At 64.9% G+C, this 2667-nt stretch carries 2 protein-coding genes; both read left to right on the top strand.

Features of this window, described 5'->3' with window-relative positions; translation table 11 throughout:
* Nucleotides 1–1186, top strand: a 1186-nt coding sequence (locus QN358_RS18780; RefSeq protein ID WP_323513269.1) for an acyl-CoA dehydrogenase family protein, incomplete at its 5' end; no start/stop codon positions are given.
* Between the two features lie 3 nt (nt 1187–1189).
* Nucleotides 1190–2566, top strand: a complete 1377-nt coding sequence (locus QN358_RS18775) for an LLM class flavin-dependent oxidoreductase (RefSeq protein ID WP_323513268.1) — start codon at nt 1190–1192, stop codon at nt 2564–2566.
* The last annotated feature ends 101 nt before the right edge of the window (nt 2567–2667 follow it).

Genomic DNA, 2667 nt, shown 5'->3' with positions numbered 1-2667 from the left:
GGCCATCCCCGACACCCCCGCCAGCGCCCACGCGGCCCCGCCCAGCAGCCCGTTCGCCGTTGCCGCCTGGGAGCAAGACCTCATCGACACGGCGACCGAACTCGCGCTCGGTTTCGCCGAGACGGCCGCGTACTACGACGACAAGGCTGAGATCGCTGTCGGCAACCTCGAGGCCCTGCACGACGCCGGGCTCGACGAAGCCGCGCTGCCCGCCGACGTGGGTGGCCGCGGGCTGAGCTACCAGGCCTACGGCGAGATCGTGCGAACCATCGCCCAGGGCGATCCGTCGACCGCCACCATCTGGACCATGCACACCGGTGCCGGCATCAGCCTCGCCCAGACCACCCGAGGCACCCTCGGTTCGTTCTACGCCGACGAGTTTCTGGCCGGCAAGAGGTTCTCGAACGCCCTCTCTGAGCCCACCAGCGGCAACCGTTTTCTGAACCCGCAACAGGCCGCGCTGCCGGTCGAGGGCGGCTGGGCGCTCGACGGTGCCAAACGGTTCGTCTCGGGCAGCGAGATCGCCGACTACCTCTTCGTGAACGCCCTCGTCGACGACGCCCCCACTTTCTTCGGCGTGCCGACCGCCGACCCGACGCTCAGCATCATTCCCATCTGGGACACGTTGGGCCTGCGTGCCACCCGCAGCCAGCTACTCGCGTTCAACAACACCGTTCTCCGAGCCGACCAGCGTGCCCGCACCCCCGAATTCACCGACTTCGCTGCCATTCCGGCCGGCTTGCCGATGATCTCGCTCGGCGTCGCCGACGCGGCGCTGGCTGCCATCGTCAAACACGCCCAGTCGCGCGTGATCATGGGCGCACCCCTCAGTCACCAGCAATGGCTGCAGTTCGAGGTTGCGGATGTTCAGAGCCGGCTCGAGGCCGCCCGAGCGTTCATCAAGCAGACCTTCTGGCAGGCAGACAACGGTGTGCCCACTTTCTTCACCAACCTCTCTCGGTCGAAGTACCTTGCGAACAAGATCGCTGTCGAGGTGGCTCAGCTCGGCGGAAGGGTGGGTGGGGCATCCGGATTCCTGAAGTCGTCACCCATTCAGCGGCACCTTCGAGACGCGCAGGCCGGGCAACTCATGGCCTACTCGACCGAGGTGCTGGCCGGCGAAATAGGCAAAGACGTGTTCGGTATTGTGCCCGTTCAGACACCAGCACCGACAGAAGGCAAGTGACCCATGGCTGACCGCCCCAGAATGCTCTTCAACGCGTTCAACATCTTTTCGGCCTCGCACCACGATCAGGGCATGTGGGCCTGGCCCGGCAGTCGCCAGCTCGAGTACAACGATCTCGACTACTGGGTCGACATCGCCCAACTGCTTGAACGCGGCAACTTCGACACGCTGTTCTTCGCCGACGTGCTCGCACCCTACGACACATTCGGCTCCTCGCGCGAGGCGTCGGTATTCAGCGGCATGCAGTTTCCGATCAACGACCCAGGCGAGCTGATTCCGGCACTGGCATATGCCACGAAGAACCTGGGGTTCGTGCTCACGCAGAACATTCTGCAAGAGCCGCCGTACTCATTCGCCCGCAAGATGTCGACGCTCGACCACCTCACCAAGGGCCGCATCTCGTGGAACATCGTCACCACCTTTCTCCCCGGAGCGGGCCGCAACCTGGGGTTTGGCGGCCTACCCGACCACGGCGACCGGTACGCCCGGGCCGACGATTACATCGACGTCGTCTACAAGCTGTGGGAGGCGAGTTGGGAAGACGACGCGGTCGTTCGCAACAAGGCGCTGCGTCAGTACAACGAGCCCTCGAAGATTCACGAAATCAACCACGTTGGGCCGTTCTACGACGTGGTGGGGCCGCACCTCAGCGAGCCATCGCCGCAGCGCACCCCGTTTCTCATGCAGGCCGGGGTGTCGCCGCGCGGGCGTGACTACGCCGGGCGCAACGCCGAAGGTCTTTTCATCAATGCGCTGACTCCCGAGGAGGCCGGGCCGGTGGTTTCGGATGTTCGTGCCGCCGCCATTCGGCACGGACGCAGCCCGCACAACGTGAAGCTCTTCGGCATCCTCGGTTTCGTCGTCGGCTCGACTGAGGCTGAAGCCAAGCGTATGCACGAACAGATCACCGACTTTCAGAGCATCGAGGCGAACCTCGCCAAGCAGAGCGTCTTTCTGAACTACGACTTCAGCCAGCTCGACCCGAAAGAGCCCATCTTCGAGATCGGGAAGCGGCCCGAAGGCCAGACCGGAATCGTGGCCGACCTCATTGCCATGTCGCCGAACCCTTCGTACACGATCGGAGAGTTGGTGCGTTGGTACGGCAACCTGCGCGTGGTGGGAACGCCCGAGCAGATCGCTGACCACCTCGAAAAATGGCAGGATGCCGGTGTCGACGGCATGAACGTGCAGTACGTCGTCTCGCCCGGTACCTTCGAAGACTTCGTCAACCACGTCAGCCCCGAGCTGCGTCGTCGCGGAATGATGCAGAGCGGATACGCCCCCGGCACACTGCGGGAGAAGATCTTTCCCGGCAACGGACCATTCTTGCCCGACGAGCACCCCGCCCGGGCCATCCGTCGCGCCGCCTTCGGCAGCTGACACGGCTGAGGCCGCATAGGCGGCTGAGGCGCGATGCCGGATAGGCCGAACGGCGCGCTCGAGCACTGGCGGTGGCGGTGGCGGTGGCGGTGGCGGTGGCG

The sequence above is a fragment of the Subtercola sp. RTI3 genome, from assembly GCF_035018625.1.
Lineage (GTDB): Bacteria > Actinomycetota > Actinomycetes > Actinomycetales > Microbacteriaceae > Subtercola > Subtercola vilae.
This window is presented reverse-complemented; position numbering and strand designations above follow the sequence as displayed.

Bases quoted from the DNA above. Each gene is read 5' to 3' on its own strand.
- QN358_RS18775 (WP_323513268.1), top strand. From the start codon at position 1,190: ATGGCTGACCGCCCCAGAATGCTCTTCAACGCGTTCAACATCTTTTCG.